The organism is Cellulomonas sp. (assembly GCF_017744555.1).
Taxonomy (GTDB): domain Bacteria; phylum Actinomycetota; class Actinomycetes; order Actinomycetales; family Cellulomonadaceae; genus Cellulomonas.
On the sequence record NZ_JAGIBD010000128.1, the window covers coordinates 1 to 565 of the forward strand.

The 565-nt window shown below is 72.6% G+C and carries 1 protein-coding gene; it reads left to right on the plus strand.

Annotation, left to right across the window (positions count from 1 at the left end; translation table 11 throughout):
* Positions 1-565: hypothetical protein (locus tag J7523_RS20520; RefSeq protein WP_291890663.1), on the plus strand; the 565-nt coding region annotated here is incomplete at both ends.

Below are 565 nucleotides of genomic sequence, written 5' to 3' on the forward strand. Positions count from 1 at the left end.
GGCCAGTTCCTGCTGGAGCGCGGCGTGATCACGCCGCCGCAGCTGCTGGCCGCGATCGAGGCGCAGCGCGCTTCCAACCCGCTGCTCGGCGAGCTGGCCGTGCAGCAGGGCCTGCTGACCACGGCGCAGGCGCGCCGGATCAACGAGCGCCAGCGCGCCGACGACCGCCGCTTCGGCGACATCGCGCTGGAGATGGGCCTGCTGGATGCGGCGCAGGTCGAATCGCTGCTGGCGGCACAGAAGGCCGGACGCAAGATGTTCGGCCAGGTTCTGCTGGAACAGGGCGTCGTCGCACCGGCGCTGCTGGAATCGGAACTGGCCACGCACCGCGCCGACCAGGACGCGGCCAACCATGACCTGGCCGCAGGCATCGCCGAGCACGACCAGGCCGGCCTGGCCAACGGCGCGATCGCCCTGTGCGGTCGGCTGTTCCCGCGCATGCTCGGTGGCCCCTGCCAGGCCGCCGGGGTGCTGCGCGCCGACGACATGGACCTGTTCCCGCACGTGGTCCACGTGCGCATCGACGGCGAGCGGCCGATGTCGATCGGCATGGCCTGCACCCTGC